Origin of the sequence: Rhizobium sp. ZW T2_16, assembly GCF_044987325.1 — a bacterium.
Classification (GTDB): domain Bacteria; phylum Pseudomonadota; class Alphaproteobacteria; order Rhizobiales; family Rhizobiaceae; genus Neorhizobium; species Neorhizobium cellulosilyticum.
This window is the reverse complement of the sequence record NZ_JBJDRG010000005.1, coordinates 109901-126758: the sequence shown is the minus strand read 5'-3', so window position 1 is coordinate 126758 and position 16858 is coordinate 109901. Positions and strand designations below refer to the sequence as shown.

Sequence of the window (16858 nt, the reverse complement as noted above, 5' to 3'; positions counted from 1 at the left end):
CATGCCAGAACAGAAGCAGGATCCGGCCGCACCACTTTCCGCCTTCCCTGCCTACCAATGGCCGGAGGGAAAGCAATCCGCTGTGCTTTTGTCCGTCGATGTCGATGCCAACTCGCCGTTCTTGTGGTCGCAGGGTGACAGTGCGCCGCAGCGGCTCGGCACCCACGAGATCCGCAATTTCGGCCCACGCACCGGGCTATGGCGGCTGGTCGAACTTTTCGCCCGGTTCGGCTTCAAGGCCAGTTTCTACGTGCCTGGCCATGTCGCGGAACAGCATCCGGACATGCTGCCCGCCCTGCTGGATGCCGGGCACGAGATCGGCCTGCATGGCTATTTCCACGAGATCGTCTCGGAAATCTCCGATAAAGAGTTTACCGGTGCGATCGAAGCGAGCCTCGAACTGTTCGTCAAGCAGACAGGTAAGCGCCCGACAGGCTTTCGCTCACCCGCCTGGGAAATGACACCGCATATGCTGTCCGAGGTCAGGCGGCTGGGGCTCAGCTATGACAGCTCGCTCTCCGGTTTCGACCATCCTTACGAGATCGAGGGCGTGACGGAGATCCCGGTTCAATGGGCCGTCGACGACGCTATCTTCTTCAAGTTCGAAGGGGGCGGGCGGGATCGTTTTCCGATGCAATCCGGCCGCATGGTGCTGGAGGACTGGAAATCGGAGTGGCGCACCCTGCACCGTTTCGGCGGCCTTTTTACCCTCACCGTGCATGACTGGATTTCCGGTCGCGCTCAGCGCATCGCACTGCTCGAAGATCTGCTGCAGGAGATTGCGGCCGAGCCGGCGGCCTGGGTGGCCACCGCAGACGAGATCGCCCGTTTTCATCAGGGCTCTGCCAATCAAAACCGTTTCGCAGTCGAGGCAAGAATACCGCAGCCGATCGGCGCGCGGCGATTTGGAAAAAACGCATGACCGAGAGCTGGACCATCCGCAAGGGCGAGACCCGCAGCCGCAACGGGCTGGTCGCCTGTCAGAACCGACTTGCCGCAGAGGCCGGCGCCGCAGTGCTTTCGCGCGGAGGCAATGCCGTCGATGCGGCAGTCGTGACCACACTGGTGCTGAGTATCGTTGAACCCTGGCTTTCCGGCATCGGCGGCGGCGGTTTCATGCTAAGGGCGGATGGCACTACAGGCGTTGTAGACACGCTCGATTTCAACGTGATCTCGGCGCAGAACCTTGATCCGGAAGATTATCCGCTGACTGCCGGCCGCGACGGCGACTGGTTCAACTGGCCATCGATCGTCGGCGACCGAAATATTATCGGGTATTCCTCGATCTCCACGCCCGGCGCCATTGCGGGACTGGCGGAAGCGCTGGAGAAATTCGGGACACTGACATGGGAAGAGGCGCTGCAGCCGGCAATCGAACATGCGCGGCGGGGAACGAAACTCGACTGGTTTACCGTTCTGGCTCTGGCAATCGATGCTGCAGGCTTGTCGCGTTTCCCCGCATCGTCAGAAATATTCCTTGTCGATGGCCGTCCGCCTCGTGCGCCCGAGCGCGGCGTCGAGGCCTTTCTGCCGATGCCGGTAAAGGCTGTAACGCTGGAGCGGCTGGCAAAGGCCGGGGCGCGCGACTTTTATGAGGGCGAGACGGCCCGCAAGATCGTTGCCGATCTGCAGGATGGCGGATCGCGCATTGGTGCCGAGGATCTGGCAAGCTACCGTCCTCGCTGGCTCGAGCCGCTGAAACACGGTTATCGCGGCCTCGACATCTATGCCATGGGCGGCCTGTCCGGCGGGCCGACGATGATCGACGCAATCAGCGAACTCGACAAGACATTGCCGACGGAAGACCCCTTGTCCGGCAAGAGCGCGCTCGCCTTCGCGCGGGCGCTGCGCCGGGCATCGGAATATCGCCTGCATAGCCTTGGCCATGCCGGTGGTGGGAGCTGCACCACCCATGTCAGCGTCGTCGATTCCACAGGTACGATGGTGTCGCTCACCAATACGCTGCTTTCCCGTTTCGGCTCGAAAGTGGTGCTGCCGCAGACCGGGTTCCTGATGAATAACGGCATGATGTGGTTCGATCCGCGAAAAGGACAGCCGAATTCGATCGCACCGGGTGTGCGACCGCTCGCCAACATGTGCCCGATCATCGCCACCCTCGACGGCAGGCCCTATATGGCACTTGGTGCCGCGGGCGGACGCCAGATCATGCCTGCCGTGGTGCAGCTTCTATCCTATGTGGCATGTTTCGGACTGTCGCTGGAAGACGCTTTCATGAGCCCGCGCATCGACGCGAGCGGGGTGACGATCATGGTCGACCGCCGGGCGCGGGCCGATGTCGCGAACCGGCTGTCGGGCGAATTTCCCGTCGAGATCGTCGAGGACACGCTCTATCCCGTCAATTTCGCCATCCCCTCCGCCGTGATGCGCAATGGCGATGAATTCGTCGCTATGGCGCATCCGAACCACCCATGGGCCGCAACGGCCGAGGAGATGCGATGAGCGGACCAGTCCTCAACGTCAGCGATCTTTCGGTCTCGATCCGCGGCAATACGGTGGTCGATGGTGTCTCGCTTGCGATCGGTGCAGGAGAGATCCTGTCGCTGGTCGGAGAATCCGGCTGCGGCAAATCGATGACGGCCTTTGCCGTGATGGGGCTGCTTCCCAAGGTGGCGAAGATCGACAGGGGCAGAGTGGAGCTCGGCGGCTCCGATCTTGTCAGTATCAGCGAGGAACGGCAACGGCTGCGGCGCGGCGCGGAGCTGGCGATGATCTTCCAGGAACCGGTCGCCTCGCTCAATCCGCTGATGCCGATCGGCAGGCAGATCGAGGAAAGCCTGATCATCCATCGCGGCGTCTCGTCCCGTGAGGCCAAGGCCGCCGCCATCGACATGCTGGCGGAGGTCGGCATTCCCGAGCCGCAGCTGCGGTACCGGCAATATCCGTTCGAGCTTTCCGGCGGCATGTGCCAGCGCGCGATGATCGCCATGGCGCTGATCTGTCGACCGAAACTCCTGATCGCCGACGAGCCGACGACCGCGCTCGACGTGACGATCCAGGCGCAGATCCTCGAACTGATGAAACGGCTGAGGGACGAGACCGACACGGCCATTCTGCTGATCACCCACGACATGGGTGTGGTCGCGGATATGGCAGACCGTGTTGCGGTGATGTATTCCGGCCGGATCGTCGAGGAGGCACCGGTCGAGACGATCTTTGCCAGCCAGCGCCACCCCTATACGCGCCTTCTTCTTTCCACCATTCCCCGGCTCGACGGGCAGGCAAAGACCGAACTGCCGGTCATCGAGGGCACGGTGCCCGATATCGGCTCATGGCCGGCCGGATGCCGTTTCAATCCACGCTGTCCGGTGGCCGGCGACAGGTGTCTGAGCGAAATGCCGGCACTTGCGCCAAGGCCCGACACCGGCCGCGCCGCCTGCTGGCACAGCGATCGCGTGGAGGCGCTTGTCTGATGGCACCTCTTCTCTCGGTTCGTGGACTGAAGGTCCATTTCCCAATCAGCAAAGGCTTCTGGGGCCGCGATATCCGTCATGTGAAGGCCGTGGACGGTATCGATTTCGATATCGCGCCCGGCGAAAGCATGGCGCTGGTCGGCGAAAGCGGATGTGGAAAATCGACGCTCGGTGCGGCCGTCCTTGGAATGCAGATCCCGACCGCCGGCACGATCTCCTTTGCCGGCGAGGAGGTCAGGCATGGAGAACGCCAGACCCGTATCCGGCTTTCCCGCGATATCCAGACCGTGTTTCAGGATCCGGTTTCGGCGCTCAACCCGAAAATGTCAGTCGGCGACAGCATTGCCGAACCGCTGGCTATCCATGGCGTGGGCGATGCGAAGTCGCGGGCCGAGCGGGTAGCCGAACTGCTTTCGCTTGTCGGCCTGCATCCGCAGCATGCAGAGCGGCGGCCAAACGCATTTTCCGGCGGCCAGCGCCAGCGCATCGTCATCGCACGGGCATTGGCGCTGCAGCCGAAACTGCTCATTCTCGACGAGCCGGTTTCGGCGCTGGACGTGTCGATCCGGTCGCAGATCCTCAACCTGCTTCTCGACCTGCAGAGGCGCTTCTGCCTCTCCTACCTGTTCATCAGCCACGATCTTTCGGTCGTGCGTCACTTCGCCGATCGCGTGGCGGTCATGTATCTGGGAAAACTGGTTGAGACCGGGCCTACGGAAGCGGTTTTCGCGCGGCCGGTTCACCCGTATACCGAGGCGCTTCTTTCTGCCGTACCGCTGCCCGATCCGATCGCGCAACGCGCCCGCAGAAGGATAATTCTGACGGGCGACCTGCCGAGCCCGGCCAATCCGCCGGTCGGATGCTCTTTCGTCACCCGCTGTCCGCTGGCCGAAGAGATCTGCCGACGCGAGCCGCCGCCGCTCGTCAAGGTTGGTATGCAGGAGCAGGCGGCATGCCATGTGCGCGCGTCCCGGCTCAACGATGAAGAGTATTTTGCATGACAGAAGAACTGAAGATCACACCAGTCAATGCCGAGAACGCACCGCAATCCCTGCATCGGCGCTATTCGCAGGCGGTCGATCTATCCGGCCACAGCAGGCTGCTGTTCATCAGCGGGCAGATACCGGCAGACAAGGACGGCAAGGTGCCCGCAGGCTTCGAGGAGCAGGCAAGGCATTGCTGGGCCAATGTCATTGCCCAGCTCGAAGCTGCCGACATGGGCCTGTCTAACCTGGTAAAGGTTACGACCTTCCTCAAGCGTTATGAAGACCGCGATATCAATGCAAAGGTACGCTTCGAGGTGATGGGCGAGCATCTTGTCGCTCTCTCGACGATAATCACGGATGTCTACGACCCGGACTGGCTGCTTGAGATGGAGGCGATCGCCGCCGCTTAAGGTTAGGCTACAATCCTACGCAGAGGCTTGTGCAATTTAAAGCCAGTTCGGCGGGACTGGCCGCGGCCGATCAGGCCGAGCCTCATGGAGCCGAGGCCAGTAAACCATCCGATCTGCCGCCCCCCGGTCCTGATGTTCTGGCCGGCACCTTATCGAGCCTGCGGACCGATTTGAAACTTTCGTCGGTGCGAAGATCCGGCATGCTGTGCATGGTTTCGATAAAACGCTGCGCGACCGGCTGAAGTGAACGGTCCGCCTTGCGGATAATGCCCACCCGGCGATTGAACCAGGGAGCATCCACGAGCTTGTAGGCAAGACCTGTCATATTCCCTGCCTCGACGGCGGATGTCGGCAGAATGGCGACGCCGACCCCTGCCCGCACCATGCTCAGCGCCGTCGACATGTAGTTGGCTTCCATGACGACGCTCACCTCGCAGCCTTCACGCTCCATCGAACGCTCGAAAAGCACCCGGACGGTGCTGTTTTTTCGCGTCAGCACCAGCGGATAGGAGGCAAAGTCACTGATCTGCAGAACCGGCGCAGCATTGGCCAGCGGGTGGTCGACAGGAAAGAACGCACAGAGGCTATCGGACACATAATCCTCGACCTTGATCGTCCGGTCGGAACTGATGCGCGTGCCAATGCCGAAATCGACTTCTTCGGCTTTTACCAGCTTCATAATATCTTCACCGACGACATCCCAGACATTGATCTCGATGCCGGGGTTCTGATCGCGGAAAACCATGATCGCACGCGGCAGGAAACTTGCCGCAACCGATGGCAGGGCGGCGATCTTGACTATACCTCTGCGCGCATAGGTGAGGTCGGTTGCCGCGAGCAGGATCTCGTCCATGTTCATGGCGAGGCGTTCCATCAGCGGCAGGATGTTGCGCCCGGCCGGTGTCAGCTCGACGCGCCGCTTGTTGCGGTCGAATAGCTTGATGCCCAGCTGTTCCTCGAGTTGATTTATCTGCACCGTCAATGTCGGCTGGGAGACGTTCAGTTCCTGGGCCGCGCGGGTGAATTTCAAATGATGGACAAGGGCGAGAAAGGCGCGCACCTGGCGGGAGCTGGGAGGAAGTGCCATGGGAACCGGGCTCTTTCGCATAGACGTTTCATTTCGATCGCCTGAGGGCTGGCATTGCGAAATGCCGTCCGCCGAGGCGGGGGATCGAAATAATGGCTAAAGCATCGAGAGCAGGGGGAGATTGATCATTGTCATGAAACAGGAACAAATCTCACTGCGTCCTTATCCGGCGCAGACAGAAAGGGTCGCGGCAATGCAATGCCGCGGCCCTTGTTCAATTTCAGCCCTTGATAAACGCCAGCAGATCGGCGTTCAGGACGTCGGCGTTGACGGTGAGCATACCGTGCGAGAAGCCGGGATAGGTCTTGATCTGGCCGTTCTTCAAAAGCTTGATCGACTTCAGTGCCGCATCAGCGATCGGAACGATCTGGTCGTCTTCGCCATGCAGGACGAGCGTCGGTACGGTGATCGCCTTCAGGTCTTCCGTCTGGTCCGTCTCGGAGAAGGCCTTGATGCCGTCGTAATGTGCCTTTGCGCCGCCCATCATGCCCTGACGCCACCAATTCTGGATCACACCTTCCTGAACCTTGGCGCCGTCACGGTTGAAGCCATAGAACGGGCCGGCCGGAACATCGCGGAAGAACTGCGCGCGGTTGGCGGCAAGTGCAGAACGGAAACCGTCAAAAACTTCCATCGGCAGGCCTTCCGGATTGCTGTCGGTCTTCAGCATCAGCGGCGGGACGGCAGAGACGAGAACCGCCTTGGCGACACGGCCGGCCTTCTGGCCGTGCTTGGCCACATAACGGGCAACTTCGCCGCCGCCGGTAGAATGGCCGATATGGACCGCATTCTTCAGGTCCAGATGCTCGGCGACGGCAAATGCGTCGGCTGCATAATGGTCCATGTCGTGACCTTCGGAGACCTGGGCAGAACGGCCATGGCCACGGCGGTCATGGGCGACGACGCGATAGCCCTTGGAGAGGAAGAACAGCATCTGCGCATCCCAGTCGTCCGACGACAGCGGCCAGCCATGATGGAAAACGATCGGCTGGGCGTCCTTCGGGCCCCAGTCCTTGTAGAAGATTTCGACGCCGTCCTTGGTGGTTACATAAGCCATGGTCTTGTTTCCTTCTGTGGGGTGCTTGGTGGATGCAGCATTGGCTGCAAGGGTGAACGAGGTTGGAATTGCGAGAGTTGCAGCAACGGCAGCTCCAGAGAGCAGAGCGCCGCGGCGAGTGAGGGGGAGGATCGTGTTGGTCATCTTGAACTCCGGGGGTGTCCGTGTGGTTTTGAAAGCCAAGGTATGCGTGTCTGATGCACCGAATATTGTCGAAAAATATTGCAGCCAACAATTGCATCAATAATTTCGAATTAATTGCGATTTTTGAAATTATCACGAGAGGCGGCGGACACCGCCTCTCCATCGCTGCTCAAGCCGTACCGGGCCGGTTGATTGTCAGGAAGTGACGCACGACGGGTTTTTCCGGGCCGCTGTGATAAGCGAGCACTTTCCCCTGCAGATCGGCATCGGCATTCGAGACCCGCTTGTGCTGGCGCAGATGCTCGGCCCAGGATTCGACCATGAACCATTCCACCAGTTTTTCCGGATCACCGCTGTCTTCGGTCACACCCCATCCATAGGCACCGTCTCGGCGGCGTTCCTGGGAAAGTTCGTCGAGAGCATGCAGGAAGGCGGTACGGTGGTGCTTTTCGACATGGTATTCGATGAGGATCAGCACAGGGCCGCGGTCATGGGCGACGGGTTCCGCAACAAGCGGCTCGGGCCAGTGGTTGGATGGGATCATGTCAGCATCGCCAGTCGGCAGTTTCAGGCGGTGCATGATCACGCCGGCGACGAGCAATCCGGCAGCGCCGATCAGCAGCGTTCCCTGAATGCCGGCAGCTTCAGCGACCGCACCCCAGCCAAGACTGCCTGCCGTCATCGCGCCGTTAAAGACGGTAAGGTAGACGGCAAGTCCGCGGCCACGCACCCAGTTGGGCAGGATGGATTGGGCAGCACCATTGAGTGTGGTGAGAGCCGTGATCCAGGCGGCACCGAGGAAGAGAAGAACGACGATGGCGAGCCATTTCGGAGGGGCGAGTGCAAGCGCTCCCATGACCAGAGCGGTGATGATAGCCGCACCGAGCAGAAGACCGTCGGCATCGAGACGCTGACGAAGCTTTGGCATGATCAGCGCACCGCCGATGGCCCCGGCACCCACCGCACCAAGCAGGATACCGTAGAAGCCTGCATCACCACCAAGCAATTGGCGGGCAACGAGCGGCAGGAGCGCCCAGACGGCACTGGCGAAGGCGAAGAAGATTGCAGCACGGGCGAGCACGACATGCAGCGGACGGCTGGCACGGGTGTATCGAAGGCCGGCACGGAATGCACCGAAGAAACCTTCTGCAAGTGCATCATTGGCGTTCTTTGCCCGCGGCCACCAGACGAGAGCGGCGATGACAACGATATAGCTCGCAACGTCCGCACCATAGGTGACACCTGCCCCGAAGGCGGCAAGCAGGAGACCACCGGCAGCCGGGCCGATCGACCGGGCGATATTGATGCCGAGTGAATTCAATGCCACGGCGCTTTTGACATCCTGTCGCGGCACGAGCTCGGGCACGATCGCCTGCCATGTCGGCCCCATCAGCGCGGCGCCGATGCCGCCGACGAAGGTGAGGGCGATCAACGAGCTGATCGACAGAAGGCCGGTATGGGCAAGCGCCATCAGCGTCAGGCTGACCGATGCCAGGAGGATCTGCACCGCGATGAGGAATTTGCGGCGATCGAGAATGTCGGTGAGCACACCCGCCGGGATGGCGAGCAGGAAGATCGGCAGGGTGCCCGCCGCCTGAACCATGGCGACCGCGGCCGGTGAAGCCGAAAGATCCGTCATCAGCCAGGAGCTTGCGACATCACGCATGAAGCTGCCGGTATTGCCGAGAACCGTTGCCGCCCAGAGGACTGCGAAGACCGGTTGGGCGAGCGGGGCAAAGCTGCCTCCGCCAGATTTGGAGGGTGCGGCGCTCATTTGCCTTGTCCTTTGGTAAGATCGATTGCGGCAACGATGACGAAAGCGCCGGCGAGGCCGAGATGTTCGAAGAAGGCATTGGTCGCCATCATGCGATCCATGCCGGGTGCCATTTCCCAGAAGCGAAGGGCAATAAAGGTTGCGAGAAGCGTGAAGCCCGACAGCGCAAGCGCGCCTGCCCAGCGCAGGAAGCCGGACACGACCATGGCGGAGGCCGTCAGTTCGAAGGCGATGACGGCAACGGCGAAGAAGCCGGCCGGATGCAGACCGAAATGCTCCATTTCGGCCAGAGCGCCGTTAAAATCGAAGATCTTGGTCAGCGGGCCCTGGATATAGGCGGCGCAGAGCGCCAGAAGCGCGATGCTGCGCGTCGCAGGGGCGGTGACTACACGGGCGAGCAATGTGCCCGGGCGCGTTGCGGCTGGAGAATGATCGGTCATGTCTGCTCCTCTTAAGGTTTGGCCGGTCGAACCGAGCGGCGCTGTTGTCTGTTGATGGAGCGATATTGGCCGGAAAGATTGCCGCCAACAATTGCAGTAAAAATTCAGATTTAATTGCGAAAATCGCAATTAAATCTATCGAATAGGCTGTCACCTAGGACAGAAAGGCCCCTCCCCACCCTCCCCACAAGGGGGAGGGCTTAACCCAGCTGATCCGCCGAAGCTCAATCGAGTCAGGCGCTTGCGGTTGGTTTTCTCCCCCCTTGTGGGGGAGATGGCCGGCAGGCCAGAGGGGGGTGCTTCTTATCCGACAGCCCTATGCCCCGGCCTCACACCGCCCAGCAGGAGCATCCGAGCGCACCGAAGAAGCCCTTCATGTCGGCGATCGGCAGTTTCGAGGTCCAGGCACCGGCGTGGTCATGACCATGGACACCGCAATCGCTGGCGCAGCCGCATGTAGAGATCGCCGTGCGACGCAGCGAGCGGGCGCCGGCACCATCAGGCTCGCCCCAGGCGGCATAACCGCCGAACTTTCGCACCGGAGACCAATCCGGCATGGCCGGCGGGATGTTGCTTTCGTCGAGCGTCTTGAAGTCGCCGGAGCCGTACACGATCTTGCCGCCCACCATGGTCAGATCCGACGTCAGGAACGAGATCTCGTCCTCGGCGCAGGCGAAGAAGTCCTTGCTCGGCACGACGAGATCGGCGAACTGACCCTTCTCGATACGGCCCTTCTTGCCCTCCTCGTTCGAGAACCAAGTGACCTTTTCCGTCCACATGCGAAGCGCGGTCTCGCGGTCGAGGCAATTGGCGCGCGGATAGAGCTGCATGCCGCCGACGGTCTTGCCCGTCACCATCCAGGAGAGCGATACCCATGGATTGTAGGAGGCGACCCGGGTGGCGTCGGTGCCGGCGGAGACGTTGACACCCTTGTCGAGCATGCGCTTGATCGGCGGCGTGGCCTCGGCAACACCGTGGCCATAGCGCTCGACGAAGTATTCGCCCTGATAGGCCATGCGGTGCTGCGTGGCGATGCCGCCGCCAAGCGCCGCGATGCGGTCGATCGAACGCTCGGAAATGGTCTCGGCATGGTCGAAGAACCAGTTGAGGCCTTCCAGCGGAATGTCCTTGTTGACCTTCTCGAACACATCCAGCGAACGAGAGATGGTTTCGTCATAGGTGGCGTGCATGCGCCACGGCCAGCGGTTTTCGGCCAGAACCCGCACCACCTCCTCGAGCTCGCCCTCCATCTCCGGCGCCATTTCCGGGCGCGGCTGGCGGAAATCCTCGAAATCTGCGGCGGAGAACACCAGCATTTCGCCGGCGCCGTTGTGGCGGAAGTAGTCGTTGCCCTGCTTGTATTTGACCGACGACGTCCAGTTGAGGAAGTCTTCCTTTTCCTGCTTCGGCTTCTGCGTGAACAGGTTATAGGCCAGGCGGACGGTCATCTGGTTCTCGTCGGAGAGCTTCTGGATGACCTCGTAATCGTCGGGATAGTTCTGGAAGCCGCCGCCGGCATCGATGACGCCGGTGACGCCGAGGCGGTTCAGCTCACGCATGAAATGGCGGGTGGAGTTGACCTGGTAGTCGAGCGGCAGCTTCGGCCCCTTGGCCAGCGTCGAATAAAGAATGCCGGCGTTCGGCTTGGCTAGCAGCATGCCCGTCGGGTTGCCATTGGCGTCACGGGTGATCTCGCCGCCGGGCGGGTTCGGCGTATCACGGGTGTAGCCGACGGCGCGAAGGGCGGCGCCATTGAGCAGAGCGCGGTCATAGAGATGCAGGAGGAAAACCGGGGTATCAGGCGCGATCGCGTTGATCTCCTCGATCGTCGGCAGGCGCTTTTCGGCGAACTGGTTTTCGGTAAAGCCGCCGACAACGCGCACCCACTGCGGCGCAGGCGTAATCGCCACCTGACGCTTGAGCATGTCCATCGCATCCGCCAGCGAGCGGACGCCATCCCAGCGCAACTCCATATTGTAGTTGAGGCCGCCGCGCACGACGTGGGTGTGGTTGTCGATCAGGCCGGGCAGGACGCGCTTGCCCTTGAGATCGACTATCTTCGTGTCGGGACCGGCAAGCGCCATGATCTCGGCATCGGTGCCGACCTCCTGGAATAGGCCATCCTTGATGGCGATGGCCGTAGCATTTGGATTGGTGCGGTCGAGCGTGGTGACCCGGCCGTTATGAAGAATGGTGTCGGGATTCATCGTATCGGTTCCGGTTTTGACGGGATCGGCAGCGCGGGCCGACGAGAAAAGCGAGGGAAAGGCGAGGCTGGACGCCGCGCCGAGAAGGGTCCGGCGCGTCGGCATCAGCCTTGCTCCTTGGTCGATGAGATCTGGCTACCGGCGATATCGGCAGTGCGCTCATTGCCCTTGGGCAGATGACCGAACATGTGCGGCTTGATCTGCTGGATCCACGAGATCGCCGCGGGCTCCTTGGCCAGAAGCGTTTTCGCCAGGGGAATGATCTGTTCGCCGACGAGAATGCCGAGCAGGCCGACCAAAGCGATGACCGGCGGGGCGGGCGAGCGAACGTTGAGCAGGCTGTAGACGATGCCGACCAGCAGACCGGCGCCGAGAGACAGAAGATAGACTTTCATGGGGAAACCTCCTCGGTGACAGAAAACCGCTCCGATCAGGGGCTATCGGAGCGGTCTCATCGGGCCTTACTTGTTGGCGGGGTTCGGGCCGATGCGCTTGCCGTGGGTGACGCGCTCGGCAGCGTCGTGAACCATGGTATAGGCGTAATCGATGCCCATGCCGTAAGCGCCGGAATGTTCCTTGGCGAGCGAGGTGACGGCATCATAGGTTTCGCGGTGCGCCCAGTCGCGCTGCCATTCGAGCAGGACCTGCTGCCAGGTGACGGGGATGACGCCTGCCTGAACCATGCGGTCCATCGCATACTTGTGGGCGTCGGACGTGGTGCCGCCGGAGGCGTCTGCCACCATGTAGATTTCGAAGTCGGAACGGTCGTTCATTGCAGACAGGGCGAAGGTCGTGTTGCAGACTTCGGTCCACAGGCCCGAAACGACGATCTTCTTGGCGCCATTCGCTGCGTTCTTGTCGAGTGCATCGCGAACATTCTGGTCGTCCCAGGAGTTCATCGAGGTGCGCTCGAGGATATCGTTTTCAGGGAAGACCGACAGCAGTTCCGGGAACGTGTGGCCGGAGAAGGAAAGGGTCTCGACCGTGGTGATGGTGGTGGGAACGCTGAAGATCTTGGCAGCCTTGGCGAGGCCGACGACATTGTTCTTCAGCACCTGGCGGTCCATGGACTGGACGCCGAAAGCCATCTGCGGCTGCTGGTCGATGAAGATAAGCTGGCTGTTCTTCGGGGTCAGGACTTCGAGCTTGGACATTTCAGGTTCCTCTTGGCGTTTGTTGAACCGCTGATGCGGCAGGTTTTGACTTGGCAGCAGCACCCCGCCGGGCGCCGGGGTGTCGGCGCTCGTTTCAGGAGTTCTCAAGTTTTCGGAGCCTTTCAGGCTTTGCCGCTCCGTTCACTCTCGTTCATCTTGGCTGCTGAGAAGGAACCTAAAGCGATTTTGAAATTCACGGAATTGCAATATTAATTACGAATGAATTACGATTTTCGAAACAATGTAGTTGCACCTTCTCTACAGCTCGCATCGTTGGCCGTCACCAAACACTCATTCGGCAGCTCTGCGGAAAATTGCTTAATTGCCGGCAAGGGTCTTGTCTTAAAGTCCTGCGGATTGAACGTAAGGAACGTTAGTTTGACAGACGGCAAAAACGGCCGCGGGGCTGCAAACCTCAGCGCCGGCGGACTATAGCGTTTAAATCAGCGGCTTCCGCTCAGGCGTTCCGCCGCCAGTGCCCAGGTGTTGTTCCCACGACATTGGTGAAAACGCGGGTAAAGTGGCTCTGGTCAGCGAAACCGCAAGCGATTGCCACTTCGGACAGCGGAGCTTCCGAACCCTTCAACAGTTCGCGTGCACGCATTATCCGCTCATTGAGGAGCCATTGATAGGGTGTCACACCGGTGGTTTCGCGAAAGGCGCGGATAAAATAGCCGCGCGAGAGATTGCAGGCACGCGAGACATCCAGAATGGATATGTCTCCATCGAGGTTTTCGAGCAGGAGGTTTTTGGCCAGCGCCTCGTGTGAACGCGACAGTTTCCTCGACCGCAGCGAACTTGCCGGGGTCCTGCTGCCGTAACGCTGGACCAGATGCGTTCCGATCGCCGCTGCTAACTGATCGACAAACAGCTTGCTCGCTTCCTCGGGACGCTCCAACGCTGGGATGAGCGCGCGCACCAGGTTGGCAAGCACCGGGTCGATCGACGCAGTTTCCGCCTCCAGCATCGTGACGCCGGAAAAATCGGATTCTTGCGCGATCTTTCTCAGCGACGCAGGGGAAATCTCAAGCAGGAGCATGTCGAATGCCCCGACGAGATCGGCCCTGTAGGGCTCGGCGAGATTGCGGATGTAGAGCGAATTTTCTTCAAACGCGTGGGTGGTCGAATGATGTTCGTGGAAGATCCGGCGTGTGTGACCGGCAAGCGTAGATATGCCGATGGCAAAACCACGATCGCTGGCAGGCGTTACGACCTGCTCGATCCTGTTCTCACGCGTGCCCTTGCGGAAAAAAGAGATATCCGCCCCCTGGAGAGATTGATCCTTGTAGAGTTTGTCGAAAGGGCATCCGAAACTGTCGGTTTTCTGGCCGGCAGAATATTTCGACCCGCTAATGGATTTACGGAGCAAGGGGCACTACTTTCTCTTTCAACCGCTTATGGGTGACACGCTATTTGATGCCATGGCTGCGAGATTTAGTCTATTCCGTTCTATACCGCACATGATTGTCGATTATGATTGATTACGCCATACCGCTTCAGTCGAAATGGCTAACTGGACCCTGCAACCTTTCTCAATACCCGCCACGAACGGCACAGAAGCTGCCGATACGGGAACAAGCGAGACGCATGTGAGTGAAGCATTGCCGGTCGGCGAGAGGATTGCTGAATATTTCGGGACAGACAATGCCCGATTGATGATGACGAGACCGCTGCGGCGAGCGGAGCTTTCGATTACTCATCTCTGGCGGAATTATGAGGATGGTGACCAGCCGGTTATCCTGCCGGCTGACGATGCCTTTCTCGTCGTTCTCTATCTGACCGATGTCGAGCATCGCGATGTCTGGCCGGACAGGCCTGCGGCACCGATAAAGTCTTATCCGAAAGGCTCCATCTGCCTGATCAGCCTGAGACAGGGAGCGGGCATTGCGATACGCGGCGGCTTCGAAGCGCTTGTCTTCCATATTCCACGTCAGCACCTGGTGGAACTTGCCGACGAGGCGGGCGAACCGCGCGTCGAAGATCTGTTGATCTGTCGGGGGATCGAGGACCGGACGGTGCAGAATATCGGCGCGGCCCTGATGCCGCTTTTCGATATGGCCGACGATGTGCGAGACCGGCTGCTTGTGCATGTGGCGCTGGCGTTCAACGCCCATATTGCCAAGCGCTACGGACGCTCCCGGCATAAACATTGAAACGCCGCGGTCACTGGGACACGCGGCGTCTCAATTTTTGTTGTTCTACCAGCCGTTACGCGGCCAACGGCTCAAGATTGGCCTCAATGCGGTCGCGGAAGGGCTCGTACTGGGTCGGCAGCTTCAGCACTTCGCCGAGATGAGCCGTGTCTTCGTCACGGTTGAAGCCAGGCTCGTTCGTGGCAATCTCGAACAGCACGCCGCCCGGCGTGCGGAAGTAGATCGCCCAGAAATAGTCACGGTCGATGACCGGCGTCACCTGATATCCAGTATCCATCAGCGCCTTCCTGACTTTGAGCTGCTTTTCGCGATTGTCGACGGCAAAGGCGATATGATGCACCGATCCTGCACCCTGACGGGCAAATGGCGTCTTCGGCAGGGAGACGAGATCGATCGTATCGGCACCGTTGCCACCGGGGATGATGAAGCGCGTAACATCGCCTTCCGTCTCGGCACGCTGATAGCCCATGAAGCCGATCAGTTCTTCCGTCGCCGCCGTGTCATGCAGGTTGAAACGTGCACCGGCAAAACCGCGGATCGCCGCATCATCGGGGATCCCTTCCGCAAGCCAGGGCTTACGGCTGTCATCGGCCGATTCGATCAATGCCAGCGCATCGCCATCCGGCCCCATGAAGCGCAACCGGTTGGAACCGAAGACGGTATCGGTTTCAAGCCCGCCGACGCCCTGTGCAGCAAAACGCTCCTGCCAGAATTTCAATCCGCCCTTGGGGATCGAAAACTGGGTTTCGCCGACTTCGCCGACGCCCGGGCGGCCAAGCATCATGTGCTGGAACGGGAAATAAGTCATGACCGTGCCGGCCGAGCCTTTTTCGTCACCGTAATAGAGATGGTAGACGCTCGGGTCGTCGAAATTGACGGTCTGCTTCACCCGGCGCAGGCCGAGCGTTTCGGTGAAGAAGCGGTTGTTCTGACGGGCATCCGACGCCATAGACGTGACGTGGTGCAGTCCCTTGATATCCTTGATCATCTGAGTGCCTTTCTTTCTGGGCGTTCGTCTGTGTTCGTGGACAGAGATTTAGGCCGATTGATCAGCGTGCGGAATTGCAATATTGCTTTCGATTGAGTTGCAATTTTTGAAATAATCAGATGAACGATTACAAAGCCCTCAGGATCTTTCTGCTTGCCGCCGAAAAGCGAAATTTCGCCCAGGTGGCCCGCGAACTCGACATGACGCCGGCGGCGGTGACGCGCGCCATTGCGGCACTGGAAACCGATCTCGGCGTTCAGCTTTTCGTCAGAACCACAAGGCAGGTTTCACTGACGACGGACGGCGCGGTTTTTGCGGCGCAGGTCCAGCCGGCCATAGAGTCGCTTGAAAATGCCCGCCGGGATGTGATGAACGCCCACAAGACCGATGAGGGACGACTGCGGATCAGCGCGCCCACATGGTTCGGCAAGGCAGTGCTGCCGCCGATCCTCTCCGGTTTCAAGGAACGGTATCCGAAGATGAGCTTCGAGATCTCGCTCTCCGATGGTCTCGTCAACATCGTCGACGACGATTACGATCTGGCGATCCGTATCTCGTCGCAACCGTCAGACAAATTCACCATCTGGCGCAAAATCCGCGTCGTGCCGCGCATTCTGGTCGCGGCCCCCGGCAGCCGGTTTGTCGACATGCAGCATCCGAGCGAGCTTTCGCCTGACGATTGTCTTGCCTATAGCGGCGAGAGCCGGCGGGAGAACTGGGTTCTGTCGGATGGCGGGTCGAGCATGACGATCTCAGCCGGTCGGGCTTTCAGCGCCAATAATGGCGAAGTGCTTGCAGACATGGCGGCCGATGGCGCCGGTGTTGCGATGCTGCCCGGCTTCCATATTGCCGAACATCTGAGAACCGGTCGCCTCGTTCATGTGCTGCAGGGCTGGGCACCGCCGGAACTTTGGCTGACGCTTTATTATCCGCCCTATCAAGCCCTGCCACCGCGCATCGCCTCCTTCTCGAAATTCTTCGAGGAGCAGGTTGCGTCCTACATGGTCATGCTCGATTGAGGATCGAC

Annotated in this window: 16 protein-coding genes; 7 read left to right on the top strand and 9 right to left on the bottom strand. The window is 60.3% G+C overall.

The features are described 5' to 3' along the window. Position 1 precedes the first annotated feature (1 nt). From ACI3K0_RS15355 to ACI3K0_RS15335, 5 genes are read left to right on the top strand one after another with little or no spacing between them, the layout of a single operon-like run. On the top strand, positions 2–922 hold the full coding sequence (locus tag ACI3K0_RS15355) for a polysaccharide deacetylase (protein WP_206826718.1): 921 nt from the start codon (positions 2–4) through the stop codon (positions 920–922). Then, positions 919–2460, top strand: coding sequence for a gamma-glutamyltransferase family protein (locus ACI3K0_RS15350; protein ID WP_404945564.1), 1542 nt, complete (start codon positions 919–921; stop codon positions 2458–2460). Before ACI3K0_RS15355 ends, ACI3K0_RS15350 begins: the two co-directional genes overlap by 4 nt. Further along, complete coding sequence (locus tag ACI3K0_RS15345) at positions 2457–3431, top strand: ABC transporter ATP-binding protein (protein WP_404945563.1); 975 nt, start codon at positions 2457–2459, stop codon at positions 3429–3431. The genes ACI3K0_RS15350 and ACI3K0_RS15345 overlap by 4 nt, the downstream gene beginning before the upstream one ends. Then, positions 3428–4432, top strand: coding sequence for an ABC transporter ATP-binding protein (locus ACI3K0_RS15340; RefSeq protein WP_286194782.1), 1005 nt, complete (start codon positions 3428–3430; stop codon positions 4430–4432). Before ACI3K0_RS15345 ends, ACI3K0_RS15340 begins: the two co-directional genes overlap by 4 nt. After that, on the top strand, positions 4429–4827 hold the full coding sequence (locus tag ACI3K0_RS15335) for a RidA family protein (RefSeq protein ID WP_206826713.1): 399 nt from the start codon (positions 4429–4431) through the stop codon (positions 4825–4827). Before ACI3K0_RS15340 ends, ACI3K0_RS15335 begins: the two co-directional genes overlap by 4 nt. 82 nt (positions 4828–4909) lie before the next feature. On the opposite strand, the gene ACI3K0_RS15330 is transcribed toward ACI3K0_RS15335, so the two are convergent. The 8 genes from ACI3K0_RS15330 to ACI3K0_RS15295 form a co-directional block, all read right to left on the bottom strand. After that, positions 4910–5914, bottom strand: a complete 1005-nt coding sequence (locus tag ACI3K0_RS15330; protein WP_206826711.1) for a LysR family transcriptional regulator — start codon at positions 5912–5914, stop codon at positions 4910–4912. Positions 5915–6134: 220 nt separating this feature from the next. Then, complete coding sequence (locus tag ACI3K0_RS15325; RefSeq protein WP_183685820.1) at positions 6135–6971, bottom strand: alpha/beta fold hydrolase; 837 nt, start codon at positions 6969–6971, stop codon at positions 6135–6137. A 313-nt stretch (positions 6972–7284) separates the two neighbouring features. Beyond that, on the bottom strand, positions 7285–8889 hold the full coding sequence (locus tag ACI3K0_RS15320; protein ID WP_183685637.1) for an MFS transporter: 1605 nt from the start codon (positions 8887–8889) through the stop codon (positions 7285–7287). Further along, on the bottom strand, positions 8886–9329 hold the full coding sequence (locus tag ACI3K0_RS15315) for a DoxX family protein (RefSeq protein ID WP_206826710.1): 444 nt from the start codon (positions 9327–9329) through the stop codon (positions 8886–8888). Before ACI3K0_RS15315 ends, ACI3K0_RS15320 begins: the two co-directional genes overlap by 4 nt. A 329-nt stretch (positions 9330–9658) precedes the next feature. Next, on the bottom strand, positions 9659–11641 hold the full coding sequence (locus ACI3K0_RS15310; RefSeq protein ID WP_206826709.1) for an amidohydrolase: 1983 nt from the start codon (positions 11639–11641) through the stop codon (positions 9659–9661). Continuing rightward, entirely contained in the window at positions 11641–11931 is a 291-nt protein-coding gene (locus ACI3K0_RS15305; protein ID WP_206826708.1) for a XapX domain-containing protein, read from the bottom strand. The genes ACI3K0_RS15310 and ACI3K0_RS15305 overlap by 1 nt, the downstream gene beginning before the upstream one ends. A 66-nt stretch (positions 11932–11997) precedes the next feature. After that, positions 11998–12690, bottom strand: a complete 693-nt coding sequence (locus ACI3K0_RS15300) for a hydrolase (RefSeq protein ID WP_148147001.1) — start codon at positions 12688–12690, stop codon at positions 11998–12000. A 457-nt stretch (positions 12691–13147) separates the two neighbouring features. Then, positions 13148–14059 carry a helix-turn-helix domain-containing protein gene (locus ACI3K0_RS15295; protein ID WP_210349063.1) on the bottom strand — a complete coding sequence of 304 codons (912 nt, stop codon included), beginning with the start codon at positions 14057–14059 and terminating at the stop codon, positions 13148–13150. 220 nt (positions 14060–14279) lie between these two features. On the opposite strand from ACI3K0_RS15295, the gene ACI3K0_RS15290 reads away from it, so the two are divergent. Continuing rightward, positions 14280–14843, top strand: coding sequence for a hypothetical protein (locus tag ACI3K0_RS15290; RefSeq protein WP_206826707.1), 564 nt, complete (start codon positions 14280–14282; stop codon positions 14841–14843). A gap of 55 nt (positions 14844–14898) precedes the next feature. On the opposite strand, the gene ACI3K0_RS15285 is transcribed toward ACI3K0_RS15290, so the two are convergent. Continuing rightward, positions 14899–15831, bottom strand: coding sequence for a VOC family protein (locus ACI3K0_RS15285; protein ID WP_404945562.1), 933 nt, complete (start codon positions 15829–15831; stop codon positions 14899–14901). Between the two features lie 119 nt (positions 15832–15950). Between ACI3K0_RS15285 and ACI3K0_RS15280 the strand changes: the two genes are divergently transcribed. Beyond that, the gene (locus ACI3K0_RS15280; protein WP_148146996.1) at positions 15951–16850 is read left to right on the top strand and encodes a LysR family transcriptional regulator; all 900 of its coding nucleotides are present in this window, start codon (positions 15951–15953) and stop codon (positions 16848–16850) included. The last annotated feature ends 8 nt before the right edge of the window (positions 16851–16858 follow it).